A 13,538-nucleotide genomic window follows, 5' to 3' on the forward strand; every position below is an offset into this window, starting at 1 on the left:
GGGATAAGAGCGCCCGCTGAGGTTTCCATCCGTCACGCTTTCAAAAGCCTGGCGGAGATTTCCGCGACTGCCCGATGATCCGCGTCACGCGGCTGGCGGCAGTGGCGTTCTAGTTTTTGGTATAGAGGCAATCGAAGGAGAAGGCCCCATAGCACGTCCACCTCGTCGCAGTTTGCAACCGCCGGTCAAGAGCGGGCCGCGATATAATAATTTCATTCAGGTCGACAAGGTTCGCGTCATCGATGGCGAAGGCGAGAATCTCGGGGTGATGTACACGCGTGAGGCTATCGAACAGGCGGCCGAGGTAGGGCTGGATCTGGTCGAGGTATCGCCCAATGCCGATCCGCCGGTCTGCAAGTTCCTGGACGTCGGCAAGTACCGGTACGAGGCCCAGAAAAAGGCCAATGCCCAGCGCAAGACGCAGAAGACGCAGGAACTCAAAGAGATCAAGATGCGTCCCAACATCGATGATCACGATTACGACGTGAAAATGCGTAACGTGAACAAGTTCATCGAGAATGGCGACAAGGTGAAGCTGACCCTGCGCTTCCGCGGGCGTGAATTGTCGCACCAGGAACTGGGCATGAACCTGCTGAAGCGCGTGCAGGAAGACGTCGAGGAAATCGCCAAGGTCGAGGCCTATCCCCGCATGGAAGGCCGGCAGATGCTGATGGTGCTTGCTCCCAAGTGAACCGTTCGAACACGTTTTGGTAACCATCGCTCCCCTAGCATCGGGGAGCAATGGCATCGGAATGGTTTCTTTCACCCGATTGGGACGATGAGGCGCGGGCGGATTTCCGCCTGCGCCTTTCGCAAGCCCGCGAGCAGCGACGTTATTACCTGGGACAAAAGGCGGCCGCGATCGCCGACCGGCATCCCGAGGCCGCCATCGCGCTTTATGACGAAAAGATCGCCGCCGCAGAGTACGAGGACGAGATCGTCCCCGCCCTGCACGCGCAGGCCATGATCCATTTCCGCGCGGGCGATCACGAGGCAATGTTCCATGCCTTCGAGCGCGCGATCGAGGCAGGAGGCGAGTTTACCGCCATCGCGGCGATCACCGATTATTGCTCGGCAGTCGGGCTGCTGCGCGACGAGAGCCGCTATCGCAGCGCGCTGGACTGGCTCGACAAGCTCGATTCGCGGGCGATCGCGCAGCTGGGCCATCCGTTCGTGGGCTTTGCCGCCAGCGCGGCGCGTGCCTTCATCTGCTGGCAGACGGGCGAGCGCGAGCTGGCTGCCGATGCCGCGCGAGAGGCTTTGGAAATGTCGATCAGCGATGACCCGATGCCCGGCCTGCCCTGCATGGGCAGCGCGCCCAAGCCGCCCAGCCCGGTCCATGACCGCCTTTTGGTGATCGCGGGTTTGTGGGACGAGGATAATCTGGGCCCCGCGCCGCTGGCCTGATCGATCAGCCTTCGGGGTGCCCGTGCCAGCTGCGCCGCTCTTCCGCCGCGCGCAGCACTTCATAGGCCAGTTGCAGCTTGTGGAATTCCCTGGCCGCCGCTTCGTCGCCCGGCTTCACGTCGGGATGGACTTCCTTCGCCTTTGACCGCCACGCTTTCTTGATGGCGGCGAAGTCGACGTCATATTCCAGTTCCAGCACGTCGAGGGCGTTGATCTCGTCCTTGCTGCGCGAACCGTCACCCGACCCGCCCCAGCCGTAATGCGACGCGGTCTTGTATCCGGCATTGGTCGAACGTTCGCTCGCCGCGCGGGCGGCGGCTTCCTCGGCATCGAGGCCGGCGAAATAGTCCCAGCCGCGATTATATTCGGCGGCATGCTTTTCGCAGAAATACCAGCGGTCGGGATTGTTGGGAGATTTGGGAGCGGGACAATTGCCCGGCTCTTCGCAGCCATGCCGGTCGCACAGCTTTACCGTCTGCGCGTCGCGCCCGGCTTCATAGCCGCGCCAGCGCGGGAAACCCCAGTCCATCGATCGACCCGAACGTGCCATGTATTATGCGTTACAGTGTCGATCGCCGGGGGTCGAGGGGCGATCCGCCGAAAGGGTTCGACGAACCGCCCACTCGAGGAGTTACTGGACGGTGACGGTCACGGCGCGGCGGTTCTGCGCCCATGCCTGCTCGTCCGAACCCATCGCCATCGGGCGTTCCTTGCCATAGCTCACGACATTGACGCGGCCGGGCTGGATGCCCAGGCCCACCAGATAGTTCTTCGCGGCATTGGCGCGGCGCTCACCCAGGGCGAGGTTGTATTCGCGGGTGCCGCGTTCGTCGGCATGGCCTTCGATCGTGACGCGCGTGTTCGGGTACTGCTGCAGCCAGCGAGCCTGGCTCTGCAGCGTGGCCATGTCGGCGCTGTCGACGTTGTAGCGGTCGGTGTCGAAGAAGATGCGATCCGACGAGACCGAGGCCATGAAATCTTCCTGGCTGCCGGGGACGGGGCCGCTGGGCGCGGGCGTCGCGGTCGGCGCCGGCATCGGGGTCGGTTCGGGCGGCAGTTCGTCAGGCGTGGACTTGCAGGCGCCCAGCGCAAGCGTGCTGGCGGCAATGAGCAGGACGACGGACTTCTGGCGGTTCAAGAGCGACATTGAAAATGCTCCTTCTGATGACCTGCGGACATGTCTCGCAGGGGGCGGTCTGGACTATGGTGACCGTGCGCACGGCCCCTACGAACGCACGGTGATGACAGGATAACGCAGTTAAGGCAAAACCGGTCCCCACGCAGGGTCGGAAGCATCTTCCGGCGTTTCCAGCTTGCGCAGATGGCGACCGGTCAGATCGACCTGCCACAGCGAAGTTTCCCCCGTGTTCTTCGTCGTGCGGAAGAACTGGATGATGCGGCCATTGGGGCTCCAGGTCGGAGCCTCGTCCTGCCACGCATTGGTCAGGTGACGCATGTTGCCGCCCGACGGGCTCATCACCGCGACGCGCAGGTCGCCCGCGATGTGGGTAAAGGCGATCTGGTCGCCGCGCGGGCTCCATTCCGGAGTCGCCGCGCGGCCCCCGAAGAAGGTGATGCGGCGCTGGTTCGATCCGTCCGCGTCCATCACATAGACCTGCTGGCTGCCCGAACGATCCGATTCGAACACGATGCGGCGGCCGTCGGGCGAATAGGATCCGCCGATGTCGATGCCGGGGCTGTCGGTCAGCCGCACCGGCGAACCGCCACCGCCGGCCGGGACGCGGTAGATGTCGGTATTGCCCGCGATCGCCATCGAATAGAGGATATAGCGCCCATCGGGCGACCAGCGCGGCGCGAAGGTCGGGTTGCTGGACTGGGTGACCAGCGTCTGGCGGCCCGACTGGATGTCATAGACATAGATGCGCGGATTGCCGTCCGAATAGGACAGATAGGCGATCTTGGAATAATCGGGCGAATAGCGCGGGGTCAGCGCGCTGCTCGAGCCGCTGGTGATGAAGCGGTGGTTCGCGCCGTCCGAATCCATGATGGCCAGACGCTTGCGGCGGTTACCCTTGGGCCCCGTCTCGGCGATATACGCAATGCGGCTGTCGAAGAACGGCTCCTCGCCCGACAGGCGCGAATAAATCATGTCGGCGCATTTATGCGCGGCGCGGCGCCAGTCGGCGGGCGCGACGACATAGCCTTCGCGCACCAGCTCGCTGCCGAGCTGGACGTCGTAGAGATAGCAGCCCACCGTCAGCTGGTTGTTCGCAGCGGAAGTGACATAGCCATGGACCAGCATGTCGGTACCCAGCGGGCGCCAGCGGCCGAACTGCGGATTGGTCGCCTCGGAAAAGGCGATCGTGGGCAGGCGGTCGGGACCGACCGGCTTGAACAGCCCATTGTTCTGCAGGTCGGCGGTGATGATGCGCGCCAGTTCCACGCCCAGCTTCGATGTGGTCTGCGGCGCGGCGGGCGTGGGCTGGTCGCGGTCGGTCGGAAAGGCGGGAATGGCGATGCCCAGATCCTGCCACTCGCTTTCGTCGGACACCGATCCGGTCAGCCCCCCGGTGTCCTGCGCGGCGGCAGGCATGGCGGCCATGGCAAAGGCGGCAGCGATCAGGCTGACGAACTGGGGCCGGTGAGCTTTGAGCATCCTATAGTCTCCGGTCGAAACGGAACGCGTCCACGCGTTTCCAGCTATCGTAATATTCTGAAGGAAGATCGAAGGGCGCTGCAAGCTGCACCGCCCTGATGGCGAGTTCGGCGTGGCGGTCGGCCTGCGCCCGGTTGGCATCGGTGATGCCCGACTGGGACACGACCTCGGGGCGGCCCGCAAGGCTGCCGTCGCGGTTCATGCGCCAGGCGAGCACCGTGACCAGCTTTTCCGAATCGACACCCTGCGGCGCGGTCCAGTGCGGTTTCAGCGCGCGCGCGATGGCAGAGGACAGCGATGCGGCGGTCGCGGGCCCGGCGCGTTCTGCCGGCTGGTCGCGGTCCGTTCCGCTGCCGCCGGTGCCCGCCAGGAAGTCCGAGCCGATCCGGCTGCCCGTGGCGGCCTGCTGCTTTGGCGCGGGCTGCTGCTTGGGCTGTGGCGGGGCCGGCTTGGGTTCGGGCCGGCGGGCCTTGGGCTGCGGGGCGGGCGTGGGATTGGGCCGCGGCGTTGGCGCGGGGCGCGGCCGTTCGACCGGCGCCGTGGTTACGGGTACGGATTCGGGAATCGCTTCGGCGACGGGCTGGATGTCGCCAATCTCGGGCGCGACCGAAGGGGCCGGATCGGCCATGGGGTTCGGCGAGATCGATTCGAGCGCGATCTCGTCCGAGACGGTGACCGAAATGCGGTCGGGAAGCGCGACCGGTTCCTCCGAGCTGTCCCACCACGCCAGCGCCGCGAACAGCAGCAGATGGGCGGCGACGGCGATCCCCAGACCCACGCGCTCCTCGCGCCCGAAAGCGGGCGTTTCGGGCGTTTCATAGGGTGCTGAAGCGGAACGCATGGTCGCCATCGGCTATGGGCTTTCAGATGAACCGTTTGTGACCAGCGATATCTGGCGGAATCCGGCGGCGTTGAGCGCCCCCATGACCGCCACCACGCGCCCGTAGTCGAGCGAGCGATCGGCGCGCAGCACAACGGGCGGCACGTTCGTCGAGCCGGGCGGGGAAATGGCCGCCAGCCGGTCGGCGAATGCGCCCGCGGGCACCTGGTCCTCGTCGATATAGATCAGGCCCTGGCTGTCGAGCGAGACGCTGACCTGCCGATCCTCGTTATTGAGCGCGTCGGCCTGGCTGTCGGGCAGGTCGACGGGCACGCCCGCGACCAGCAGCGGGGCGGCGACCATGAAGATGATCAGCAGCACCAGCATCACGTCGACCATCGGCGTGACATTGATCTCGGCCATGGGCGCGCGGCCGTGGCGACCGCGCCGCCCGCGCCCTCCCCCGCCGGACGATGCGAGCCTTGCGCCCATCTACATCGCCTCCAGTTCGCGGCTGAGCGAGGCGTGCAGCCGGTCGGCGAAGCGGTAGAGCCGCGTTTCGTAGACGCCCACGCGGTGCGAGAAACGGTTATAGGCGATCACCGCCGGGATGGCGGCAAACAGGCCGATGGCGGTGGCGAACAGCGCCTCGGAAATGCCGGGCGCGACGACCGCGAGCGAGGTGTTGGACTGGGCGCCGATCTGGAAGAAGCTTTCCATGATGCCCCACACCGTGCCGAACAGGCCCACGAAGGGCGCGACCGAACCGACGGTGGCGAGGAAATTGAGCTGCGCCGCCAGCTTGTCGCTTTCCGCCGTGACCGCCGCGTCCATCGCCTGCGTCATGCGGGCGCGGGTGCCCTCGCGGTCGCGCACGCCCTTTTCGGTCGATGCGCGCCATTCTGCCAGCCCAGCCTCGGCCACGCTGCGCGAGGGCAGATTGCCCTCGCGGTTGGCGATCAGCGCGTCGGGATTGTCGCTGCGCCAGAAGCTCTTTTCGAAATGGCGGTTCTTGGAATCCAGCCGCCCCACCTTCATCGAGAACGAGACGATGATCGCCCACACCCAGATCGAGGCAAGCAGCAGCCCGGCCATTACCAGCTTCACCACGATCCCGGCATCGAGGAACAATTGCAGCGGATCGAGATGCGTGGGCGCGGCCACGGCGGGCGGGATCGCTGCAGACAGAATGAGGGCGGTTGCTGTCATCGACATCAGGCTTTCAGGTCAGGAGAGGTTCGGGGGAGAGCGCCCCCATCTGCGGATATGCCCGGCTTAGCTGAACGGGCAATGAAATTCTCGAACGCGTGCAGCCATTCGTCTGGCTGGCGTCGCGGGCGGCCATTGGGCGCGACGAAGCCGACGCGCACGTCCATCTCGGCCAGCAGCGTTTCGCGCTGATCGCCGCCCAGCCACGCACGCTGGTTGAGCCGGCACGAGGCGCGCCCGATCTGGACCGCACGCGTCTGGATCAGCACGTCGTCGTCCAGCCGCGCGGGAGAGGCGTAGCGGATCGCCAGGTCGCTGACGGCATAGGCCCCCTCGCCCGCTTCATGCGCGGCGCGCTGATCGATGTGCAGCATGCGCAGCAGGTCCGAGCGCGCGCGTTCGAACCAGCGCAGGTAATTGGCGTGATAGGCGACGCCGGACAGGTCGGTATCCTCGAAGAAAACGCGCACCGCGTAGAAATGCGCATCGCGCAGGATCGATCCGCCCGCCGGAACAGGCAGCGCGTCGCCCGGGGGCAAGTCGGATGTCTGGTCCTTGGCGTGCATATGATTGCGTCCATAGCCGGGCGGGGATTCGCCGCACAAGCACGCGGACGAAACTTGTGAACCGTTGATCGCGGACCAGCCACGAATGGCCGAGGTCCGGAACAAGTGATCGAGAAGCGCGCGCCCTATTGCCCTGTCAGCATCGGGCCCATCGTGCGCCCGCCCAGCAAATGCACGTGCAGATGCGGCACGATCTGGCCTCCATCGGGGCCGATATTGTTGATCAGGCGATAGCCGTCCTCGACCAGCCCAAGCTGCCGCGCGACATTGCCGATGGCCTTGACGTAGCCCGCGACTTCCTGGGCGGGGGCGTTCTGCGAGAAATCGTCCCAGCTGACATAGGCGCCGCGCGGCACCACCAGCACATGGATCGGCGCGACGGGGGCGATATCCTCGAACGCGACGGCCCATTCATCCTCGTACACCCGGGTCGAGGGGATTTCCCCGCGCAGGATCTTCGCGAAGATATTGTCGGAGTCATAGGGCTGCGTCGGATCGACGGGGGTCACGCTCATGGCTCAGTTCCCTTGGCTGCTGCGCGCATTCTTTTCCTCGATGCCCGAAACCCCCTCGCGGCGGCCCAGTTCGGCAAGTGCGTCGTGGATCGAAAGGTCGCGGGCGGAGAGCAGGACGGACAGGTGAAAGATTACGTCCGCCGCCTCGCCCACAAGTTCCTCATCGCTGCCCGCCAGCGCGGCGACGACGGTTTCCACCGCTTCCTCGCCCAGCTTGCGCGCGGCATAGTCGGGGCCGCGGTCGAACAGCTTGGCCACATAGCTATCGTTCGGATCGCCGCCCTTGCGGGTTTCGATCGTGGCGGCCAAACGAGTGATGATGTCGATGCTGTCGGTCATGTCAGCCAGTCGCTTAGGTCGCGGGGAGGGAATCGTCTAGTGCCGCGGATCGGGCACGAACATGCGGTCGATGCCGGCGCGCAGATCGCCTGCCTCGCGCTGCAGATCCAGCCGGTCCTCGTCCGCCTTGCGGTAATCGTCGATCGCGTTCTCGATCAATTGTTCGCTGCTGCCCAGGCCTCGCAGCGCTTCGCGCGCCATGGTAATGGCCGATTCGAACACCTCGCGCACGACGACGTCGTTCCTGCCAGGGTCCAGCTTGATGATCGAACGGCGGTCATAGACGCGGATATGGACGAGCGCGCTGGGAAAGGCCTCATGCACCTCGCGCAGCAGATTGGCGTCGATCTGGTCGCCGTCGATGCAGAACAGGATCGCCTCCGCCTCGGCAGCGCCGGCCTGGCGCAGCATGTCCATGCGCGTGCCGTCGCCGAAATAGACGGTGGCGCCGAATTCGCGCGCCACGTCGATCTGTTCGACATTGCTGTCGATCACGGTCAGGCCGATCTCGCCCGCGGCCAGCGTCTGCGCGACCGTCTGGCCAAAGCGGCCATAGCCCACGACCAGAGCGGTGGCGCCCTTGTTGACCGGACCCTCGCGCTCTTCGCCGGGAGTGCTGGGAGGCCTGCGGATGCTTGAGGTGAATTTCATCAGGAACGGGGTGCAGGCCATCGAGATGGTCACGATGGCGGTGAACAGGCTCGACGCTTCGCTGCTGATCAACAGGCCGCGTTCAGCGGCGGCAAACAGGACGAAGCCGAACTCGCCCCCCTGGCTGAGCAGCAGGCCAAGCGCGAGCGCGCTGCGCCATTGCATCCTGGCCAGCATGCCCAGCAGGAAGATCACGCCCGCCTTGGCCGATATCAGCAGCACCGCGCCCAGCAGCACGAAGACCGGGCGATCCGCGATCGCCTGAAGGTCCAGCATCATCCCCACGGCCAGGAAGAACAGGCCCAACAGGATCGAGCGGAAAGGCTCGACATCGGCTTCCAGCTCGTGCCGGAAGGGAGAGCTGGCCAGCATCACGCCCGCCACGAACGCGCCCAGCGCGGTCGACAGGCCTAGCCACGCCATCAGCGCGGCGGAGCCGACCACCGCGAACAGGCCGGCGACCACGAACATCTCACGCTCGCCCAGATTGCCGATCAGGCGCAGCAGCGGGCGCAGCAGGTACGCGCCAGCCAGCACAAGCCCGCCGACCGCGGCAATGGTCATCAGTCCAAGCTGCCAGCCCGGAGGTCCCGCCTGGTCAGCCGGATTGCGGCTGAGCGCGGCAACGATCGTCAGCAGCGGGATGATCGAGAGGTCCTGGAACAGCAGGACGGCAAAGGCGCGTTCCCCGAAGGGAGTCCGCAGGCGGCCCGCCGATTGCAGCATCGGCAGCACCTGCGCGGTCGAGGACAGCGCCAGCGGCAGGCCCAGCGCCAGCACCGCGGCAAAGGTAAAGCCGGTGGTCAGATAGATGATCGCGACGATAGCCGCCGCGCAGAGAAGCACTTGCGCGAAGCCCAGCCCGAAGATCTCGCGCCGCATGCGCCACAGGCGCTGGGGTGCCAGTTCGAGCCCGACGATGAACAGCAGGAAGGTGATGCCAAGCTCGGCAAAATGAAGCTTGTTCTCGGCATCGCCGGCAAGGCCCAGCACCTGTGGGCCGACCATGACGCCCGCCACCAGATAGCCCAGAGTGGCGCCCAGCCCCAGCCGGCGGAACAGCAGAACGAAGCCCAGCGCGAAGCCGAGAAGCACGAAGCCTTCGACCAGAAGACCCGCGCTTCCGCCCTCCTCCATCGGTCAGGCCCGCGCCGGCAGGCCCGCCGCGCGCAGCGCGGCGTGGGCATCGGCGATGGAATAGGTCCCGAAATGGAAGATCGAGGCGGCCAGCACCGCGCTGGCATGCCCCTTTGTCACGCCCTCTACCAGGTGATCGAGCGTGCCAACCCCGCCGCTAGCCACCACCGGCACCGACACCGCATCGGCAATCGCGCGGGTAAGCGCGAGGTCATAGCCCGCCTTGGTCCCGTCGCCGTCCATCGAGGTGACGAGCAATTCGCCCGCGCCCAGTCCGGCCAGCCTGACGGCATGTTCCACCGCGTCGATGCCGGTGGGCTTGCGCCCGCCATGGGTGAAGATTTCCCAGCGATCCTCTCCGTCTGAAGAGACGCGCCGCGCGTCGATCGAGGCGACCACGCATTGCGCGCCGAAGCGGTCGGCGATGTCGGCCACGACTTCGGGCCGGGCCACGGCCGCGGAATTGACCGCCACCTTGTCGGCCCCCGCCAGCAGCAGCGTGCGCGCATCCTCTGCCGATCGCACGCCGCCGCCCACCGTCAGCGGCATGAAGCAGACCTGCGCGGTGCGGCGCACAATGTCGACCAGCGTGCCGCGGCCTTCGTGGGTGGCCGAAATGTCGAGGAAGCACAGCTCGTCCGCGCCGGCGGCATCATAGGCGCGCGCCTGTTCGACCGGATCGCCCGCATCGACCAGATCGACGAAATTCACGCCCTTCACCACGCGCCCTTCGGCCACGTCGAGGCACGGAATGACGCGGATCCGGACCGTCATGTGCGCGGTCCTGCCGCTTTCGCGGCCATGGCGAGCGCGGCGGCCAGATCCAGCCGCCCGTCATAGATCGCGCGGCCGGTGATCACCCCCTCGATCCCGTCGACCGCGTGGAGCGAAAGGATGTGGATGTCGTCGAGCCCCTTGACCCCGCCGCTGGCGATGACGGGCATGTCGGTGGCGCGCGCCAGGTCGACCGTGGCGTCGATGTTGCAACCCTTGAGCATGCCGTCGCGGCCGATGTCGGTGAACAGCAGGCTGGCGACGCCCGCATCCTCGAACCGGCGGGCAAGGTCGACCACCGGCACGTCGGACAGTTCGGCCCAGCCCTCGGTCGCGACCATGCCGTCGCGCGCGTCCACCGCTACCACGATGCCGCCGGGGAATTCCCCGGCCATGTCCTTCACGAATATTGGGTCTTTCAGCGCCGCGGTGCCCATCACGATGCGGCTGACGCCAAGGTCGAACCAGCCCTCGACCGCCTCGCGCGTGCGGATGCCGCCGCCAAGCTGGACGTGGCCGGGGAAGCTTTGCAGGATGCCCTCGACCGCCTCGCGGTTCTCGGTGCGGCCCGCGAAGCTGCCGTCGAGGTCGACGACATGCAGATGCATCGCCCCCGCCTGAGCGAACAGAGCGGCCTGTGCGGCGGGATCGTCGCCATAGACCGTGGCGCGGTCCATGTCGCCCTCGGCCAGTCTGACGACCTGGCCTCCCTTCAGATCGATGGCGGGAAATACAATCATGGCGTCCAGTCCAGAAATCGTTCGAGCAGGTCGATGCCGTAGCGCTGGCTCTTTTCCGGGTGGAACTGCACGCCCAGCATGTTGTCGCGCGCGACCGCAGCGGTGATCGCGCCGCCATGGTCGGTGATGGCGGCGATGTCGCGGCCGCTGTCGGCGACGAAATGGAAGCTGTGGAGGAAATAGGCCTCCCCCGCCTCGATCAAGCCTGCACCGTCGTGGTGCGGCATCGGGCGGACGTCGTTCCAGCCCATGTGCGGCACCTTGATGGCGGGATCGGTCACCTCGATCGCGCGCACCTCGCCCGAAATCCAGTCGAGCCCGTCATGCGTGCCGAACTCGATGCCCCGCGTTGCCATCAGCTGCATGCCGACGCAGATGCCCAGGAACGGCGCGCCGCCTTGCAGCACGGCTTCCTCCATCGCGTCGATCATGCCGGGAATGGCGCGCAAGGCGCTGGCACAGGATCCGAAGGCGCCCACGCCGGGCAGGACCACCCGTTCGGCCCGCAGCACGTCCATCGGGTCCGACGTGACCACGATCCGCCCCGCCCCCGCGGCCCGCAGCGCGTTTTCGACGGAATGCAGATTGCCCGCGCCGAAATCGATGAGAGCCAGGCCGTCCTTCATCGCCCGCCCTTCATCGCCGAAGCGCCTCTAGCCCCTCGGCCGCGAATTTGGCGTCGAATTCGATAACGGTCACGCTGGCGGCGCCGTTCGCGACAAAGGGATCGCGCTGCGCCTCCGCCTCGATCTCCACGCGCACCCCGACGGCGAAGACCATCCCGCCGGTCCGCGGCACCTTGCGGCCCCATGCGACGAAGCGGCCCGCATCGCGGCCCTTTTCCAGCCACGCGACGTGATCGGGCAGCAATTCGTCCATCCGTTCGGTCGGGGCGGTATAGGTGATGTCGAGAATGAACATGGCGCGTCAGACCTCCAGCGTGCCGGTGCCGAGCATGCCCTTGGTCGACGGAACCGCATCGCCCTTCCTCGGGTCGATCTCCACCGCAGAGCGCATGGCGCGGGCGAAACCCTTGTATATCGCCTCCACGATGTGGTGGTTGTTCTGGCCGTAGAGCAATTCGATGTGCAGCGTGATGCCCGCAGCCTGCGCGACCGAATGGAACCAGTGCTCGAACAGTTCGGTATCCATCTCGCCCAGCCGCGGCTGCGAGAAACCGGCCCGCCACACCAGATAGGGTCGGCCGGAGATGTCAAGCGACACCCGGGCCAGCGTCTCGTCCATCGGCGAATAGGCGTGGCCATAGCGGGTGATCCCGCGCTTCTCGCCCAGTGCCTGCGAAATCGCCTCGCCCAGCGCGATCGCGCTGTCTTCCACCGTGTGATGCTGGTCGACATGCAGGTCGCCGTCGACGCGCAACTTCACGTCGATCAGCGAATGGCGCGAGAACTGCTCGATCATGTGGTCGAGAAAGCCGATGCCCGTCTCGATCCGGTACGCGCCGGTTCCATCGAGATCGACCGCGACGTCGATATCGGTCTCATGGGTCTTGCGCCGGACGGTTCCGGTGCGTGCGGGAAGGCTGCTGTGCATGGCTATGGCGCTATAGGCTTCAACCCGCGCCGCGCAAGGGGTTGCGCGCTGCCGTTCGCACCGTGTCATGCGCGGGGGCTGCGCGGGGCCAATCCGGCAACAATTGTTCACCGCTGTCGATAATGTCGTGCAGGTCGCGCCTTTCCGGCTTGACCGGCGGGTAAGCTGCTGACAATCCAATCCGCATGAACGACACCACGCCGGACAGCCTGATCCCTTACGACGAGATCGTGCAGGAAGCGCTGCGCGCCGTCGTGGGCCGCGTGCTGGGAGAGGTGGAGGCCGCGGGCGGCCTGCCGCCCGGCAGCCATCATTTCTACATCACCTTCAAGACCGGCGCCGCCGGGGTCGAGATTCCCGCCGACCTGCGCGCGCGTTTCCCGGACGAGATGACGATCGTCCTCCAGAACAAGTTCTGGGACCTGGCGGTGGCCGCAGATCATTTCTCGGTCGGGCTCAGCTTCAACCAGATCCCGGCACGGCTGGTCATTCCCTTCTCGGCGATCACCGCCTTCGTCGACCCGGCGGTCGAGTTCGGGCTGCAGTTCCAGGCCGTGGCCGAGGCGGACGACGCGGAGCCGCATGGCGATGCCGAGAACGATTCGGAACAGGGTGGTTCGACCGGCGTTGAGGGAGGAGAGACGCCGGACGACGGTTCCAATGTCGTGACGGTGGACTTCGGCAAGAAGAAATAGAAGCTGCCACTATATCCCTCTGGCAGCGCACGGACCGGGGGCATTTGATGGCATTATTTGGCAAGCGCCGTAAAAAGGCAAAGCGCACGACGCAGGCAACCGACGAGAACGGCCTGCCGGGGTTCAGCCCCAATCCCATGACAAATCTGATCCTGACCGACATCGCGCTGCGAGGCGTAAGCCGCGTCGCGCGCCGCGTGACGGAACAGAAGATGCTGAGCAAACGCTATAGCAAGGAAAACGCGAAGAAGGTAATGGCGGGCCGCTCGGTCGGCGAGACATTGCTGGCCGCGGCCGTCGCCCGCGCCGCGACGAGGTCGGTGCCGGGTGCGGTCGTCATCGGCGGCGGATTGCTGGCCAAGGCGCTGTATGACCGGCGCAAGGGCCATTCCTCGAAGATCGAAGGGCGCAAGGCGCTGCACAAGCGGATCGCCGAGGCGGAGGACTAGATCGCGCGCGCCCGCTTACGGCTCTGCTTGCCGTTGGCATAGAAGAATACACTCTCGGCGCTTGA

General features: G+C 66.1%; 19 protein-coding genes. 4 read left to right on the forward strand and 15 right to left on the reverse strand.

What is annotated here, in order from left to right; genetic code table 11:
* Positions 1-172 precede the first annotated feature (172 nt).
* Both infC and A9D14_RS09115 read left to right on the forward strand, forming a co-directional pair.
* The gene (infC, locus tag A9D14_RS09110; protein ID WP_066845527.1) at positions 173-691 is read left to right on the forward strand and encodes a translation initiation factor IF-3; all 519 of its coding nucleotides are present in this window, start codon (positions 173-175) and stop codon (positions 689-691) included.
* A gap of 50 nt (positions 692-741) precedes the next feature.
* Positions 742-1,407, forward strand: coding sequence for a hypothetical protein (locus A9D14_RS09115; RefSeq protein WP_066845528.1), 666 nt, complete (start codon positions 742-744; stop codon positions 1,405-1,407).
* Between the two features lie 4 nt (positions 1,408-1,411).
* Here the strand turns inward: A9D14_RS09115 and A9D14_RS09120 are convergent, their stop codons facing one another.
* The 15 genes from A9D14_RS09120 to hisB form a co-directional block, all read right to left on the reverse strand.
* On the reverse strand, positions 1,412-1,957 hold the full coding sequence (locus A9D14_RS09120; RefSeq protein WP_066845531.1) for a J domain-containing protein: 546 nt from the start codon (positions 1,955-1,957) through the stop codon (positions 1,412-1,414).
* 81 nt (positions 1,958-2,038) lie between these two features.
* Positions 2,039-2,554 carry a peptidoglycan-associated lipoprotein Pal gene (gene pal / locus A9D14_RS09125; protein ID WP_066845534.1) on the reverse strand — a complete coding sequence of 172 codons (516 nt, stop codon included), beginning with the start codon at positions 2,552-2,554 and terminating at the stop codon, positions 2,039-2,041.
* Positions 2,555-2,665: 111 nt separating this feature from the next.
* Positions 2,666-4,024, reverse strand: a complete 1,359-nt coding sequence (tolB, locus tag A9D14_RS09130; RefSeq protein WP_066845537.1) for a Tol-Pal system beta propeller repeat protein TolB — start codon at positions 4,022-4,024, stop codon at positions 2,666-2,668.
* Between the two features lies 1 nt (position 4,025).
* Positions 4,026-4,865 (reverse strand): hypothetical protein, encoded by an 840-nt coding sequence (locus tag A9D14_RS09135; RefSeq protein ID WP_066848724.1) that lies wholly within the window; start codon positions 4,863-4,865, stop codon positions 4,026-4,028.
* Positions 4,866-4,877: 12 nt separating this feature from the next.
* Positions 4,878-5,336, reverse strand: a complete 459-nt coding sequence (locus tag A9D14_RS09140) for an ExbD/TolR family protein (RefSeq protein ID WP_066845540.1) — start codon at positions 5,334-5,336, stop codon at positions 4,878-4,880.
* Positions 5,337-6,053, reverse strand: coding sequence for a protein TolQ (tolQ, locus tag A9D14_RS09145; protein WP_066848728.1), 717 nt, complete (start codon positions 6,051-6,053; stop codon positions 5,337-5,339).
* Positions 6,054-6,058: 5 nt separating this feature from the next.
* The gene (locus A9D14_RS09150) at positions 6,059-6,619 is read right to left on the reverse strand and encodes a YbgC/FadM family acyl-CoA thioesterase (protein WP_083988026.1); all 561 of its coding nucleotides are present in this window, start codon (positions 6,617-6,619) and stop codon (positions 6,059-6,061) included.
* Between the two features lie 125 nt (positions 6,620-6,744).
* A complete protein-coding gene (locus A9D14_RS09155) occupies positions 6,745-7,134 on the reverse strand; it encodes a histidine triad nucleotide-binding protein (RefSeq protein ID WP_066845543.1) in 390 nt (129 codons plus the stop codon).
* Between the two features lie 3 nt (positions 7,135-7,137).
* Positions 7,138-7,473, reverse strand: coding sequence for a phosphoribosyl-ATP diphosphatase (locus A9D14_RS09160; protein WP_066845547.1), 336 nt, complete (start codon positions 7,471-7,473; stop codon positions 7,138-7,140).
* A 36-nt stretch (positions 7,474-7,509) separates the two neighbouring features.
* Complete coding sequence (locus A9D14_RS09165; protein WP_066845550.1) at positions 7,510-9,261, reverse strand: cation:proton antiporter domain-containing protein; 1,752 nt, start codon at positions 9,259-9,261, stop codon at positions 7,510-7,512.
* 3 nt (positions 9,262-9,264) lie between these two features.
* Positions 9,265-10,035 (reverse strand): imidazole glycerol phosphate synthase subunit HisF, encoded by a 771-nt coding sequence (gene hisF, locus A9D14_RS09170; protein ID WP_066845553.1) that lies wholly within the window; start codon positions 10,033-10,035, stop codon positions 9,265-9,267.
* Positions 10,032-10,775 carry a 1-(5-phosphoribosyl)-5-[(5-phosphoribosylamino)methylideneamino]imidazole-4-carboxamide isomerase gene (gene hisA / locus A9D14_RS09175; RefSeq protein WP_066845556.1) on the reverse strand — a complete coding sequence of 248 codons (744 nt, stop codon included), beginning with the start codon at positions 10,773-10,775 and terminating at the stop codon, positions 10,032-10,034. The genes hisF and hisA overlap by 4 nt, the downstream gene beginning before the upstream one ends.
* Positions 10,772-11,401, reverse strand: a complete 630-nt coding sequence (gene hisH, locus A9D14_RS09180) for an imidazole glycerol phosphate synthase subunit HisH (protein ID WP_066845567.1) — start codon at positions 11,399-11,401, stop codon at positions 10,772-10,774. The genes hisA and hisH overlap by 4 nt, the downstream gene beginning before the upstream one ends.
* A gap of 10 nt (positions 11,402-11,411) precedes the next feature.
* Complete coding sequence (locus A9D14_RS09185; RefSeq protein WP_066845570.1) at positions 11,412-11,696, reverse strand: YciI family protein; 285 nt, start codon at positions 11,694-11,696, stop codon at positions 11,412-11,414.
* Between the two features lie 6 nt (positions 11,697-11,702).
* Complete coding sequence (gene hisB / locus A9D14_RS09190) at positions 11,703-12,329, reverse strand: imidazoleglycerol-phosphate dehydratase HisB (protein ID WP_066845573.1); 627 nt, start codon at positions 12,327-12,329, stop codon at positions 11,703-11,705.
* 185 nt (positions 12,330-12,514) lie between these two features.
* Here hisB and A9D14_RS09195 point away from each other — a divergent pair, with 185 nt between their 5' ends.
* Both A9D14_RS09195 and A9D14_RS09200 read left to right on the forward strand, forming a co-directional pair.
* Positions 12,515-13,024 carry an SspB family protein gene (locus A9D14_RS09195; RefSeq protein ID WP_066845576.1) on the forward strand — a complete coding sequence of 170 codons (510 nt, stop codon included), beginning with the start codon at positions 12,515-12,517 and terminating at the stop codon, positions 13,022-13,024.
* Between the two features lie 47 nt (positions 13,025-13,071).
* Positions 13,072-13,473, forward strand: a complete 402-nt coding sequence (locus tag A9D14_RS09200; protein WP_066845579.1) for a hypothetical protein — start codon at positions 13,072-13,074, stop codon at positions 13,471-13,473.
* The last annotated feature ends 65 nt before the right edge of the window (positions 13,474-13,538 follow it).

Source organism: Croceicoccus marinus (genome assembly GCF_001661675.2).
GTDB classification, from domain to species: Bacteria; Pseudomonadota; Alphaproteobacteria; order Sphingomonadales; family Sphingomonadaceae; genus Croceicoccus; species Croceicoccus marinus.